2 pseudogenes are annotated in these 1,422 nt (G+C 38.6%); both read left to right on the top strand.

The annotated features are described in order from the left end of the window. Positions 1-300: pseudogene (locus BN338_RS00040) on the top strand (DUF3792 domain-containing protein); the annotation flags it as partial. Between the two features lie 656 nt (positions 301-956). Beyond that, positions 957-1,100: pseudogene (locus BN338_RS12840) on the top strand (integrase); the annotation flags it as partial. Between the last annotated feature and the right edge of the window lie 322 nt (positions 1,101-1,422).

Raw genomic sequence — 1,422 nt, 5'->3', positions numbered from 1 at the left:
ATGAACAATGGTATGTCGCGTACAGATGTACAAACGACAGCCAACCGCGCCGTTCAACTCAATCAAAGGACAGAAGAAAAAACAAAACAAGCTCTCAAGGCTCTAGAAAAGCAAGCCGATACCTTATCTCAAAAGCTTGAAGCACCGGCAAAAGATTTTGTTCACTTGACGGACAAAGTCACAACAAAAACATCGCCCATGGGGTGGTGGGGCTTTTTAGGAAGCCTGATTGGCGCCGTCATTTCCAGCATTTTTGGCTATTATGGTTACAAAAGCCAGAGAAATTTTTTCACGCTTTAAAAAGCAGAAATTTTCTTACACTTTAAAAACTTGTGCCTTCTAAAGCAAAAACCAACCCATAAAAAGCTGTACAGATATGCCTCGTGGAATTAAGCGTTTTTAGGGATTAATAGCTCCATTGTGCCCCTCGCCTTTTTTGCAAAGGGTGGGAATGCTGAGTAAAATATAAAAAACAACCAAGAGAGATCATGGATTTAAGGGAGCCTTCTTAGCACAATTACTCTCCTCTTTAGCACCATGATAAGGGATTTATGCAAAATAAGATGGAACTGAATGTATTTTTAGCCTTACAAAAATCCACAAGACTTTTCCACCTCTCTCCTACTTCACTTTTGTTCTCTAGCCTACTGGTTATGAGGATAAAAAGCTCTGTCAATTTTTTTGACCAACAAACAACTGACAACGCATTGATTTATAATAATAATTAATTGTTTTGCATGTTGAATGAGAGTCCCGAATATAGTAAGTTTTTTTCATTCTAATCTCCCTCAGATTGAATCAATGAATATCACTATTTTGCACGTCACAAGCGGGAGCCACGTGGGTAAAAATTATTAAAGAAAGACGTAAAACTAGCTTTTATGAACCATCTTCAGTGCCAAGGGCTATCGTCCCCCCCTACGAGCTGGAAAAGTGTGTGAGGATTCCGGCGCGAGCTTCTCCATAAGCGTAAAGATGGAGGTGTTCAATGGTTTTATCGTTATACCATTCACGAGCACCGTCGCAAAATAATCTTGGGTGCATTAAGCATGTCTCTAAAAAAAGCCCGTGAATTAGCAACAGAGTGGGGTTCTATTTTACAGTCCCCACATTGAGAAAATAGCATTTTACGCATCTTATCACGACATTTTTGTAACTTAGATCCTTCTTAACGCAATCACTCTTCTCTATAATTCATGGATTTAAGTATTACAAATCCGTACAGCTTCTTGTCTTTATTAAATATCTTAGTGTTCGTTGCGCTCTCTTGCTTTTCCTCTTTTCCACAAAACTTTTACACTGTATATTTTCTCCACTTATTCGCTTTACTCCATTGGAAGTATAAAAAGCCGGTTTGTTCTTCCTTTCGCCGCTGACCTGCACCAACCTTTATCATTTTTTCCTTCATAGTTTTCTTTTTTA

Origin of the sequence: Bartonella queenslandensis AUST/NH15 (assembly GCF_000312585.1) — a bacterium.
In the GTDB taxonomy this organism is placed as follows: Bacteria; Pseudomonadota; Alphaproteobacteria; order Rhizobiales; family Rhizobiaceae; genus Bartonella; species Bartonella queenslandensis_A.
Note: the sequence above shows the minus strand (reverse complement) of the source record. Positions and strands in the feature narration are given on the sequence as shown.